Annotated in this window: 1 protein-coding gene; it reads right to left on the minus strand. The window is 50.2% G+C overall.

All coding sequences use genetic code 11. The features are described from left to right. Positions 1-41: 41 nt before the first annotated feature. On the minus strand, positions 42-241 hold a 200-nt coding region (locus ACZYR9_RS28015; RefSeq protein ID WP_488981536.1), incomplete at its 5' end, for a hypothetical protein.

A 241-nucleotide genomic window follows, 5' to 3' on the forward strand; every position in this document is an offset into this window, starting at 1 on the left:
CCTTCCCTCCCGCAGGTTGTGTTGTTCTGCGTTCTCCGGTACTATTCGCCCCTCGGACTCCCTTCCTGCAGATGACTCACTTCGCTTATTAGCTTATAAAGCATCTTGCTACGAAAAAAAAAAAAAAACTTCTCGTGCAGGGGAGGGTCTCCCCAGTTCACTGCATCCTCTTTCATGCCATGCCGATCCCCATACGCCGGAGGATTCTTCACTGTCGCTCCAAGTTCATGACAGTTTCCAT

It is taken from the genome of Paenibacillus sp. F024 (assembly GCF_057814255.1).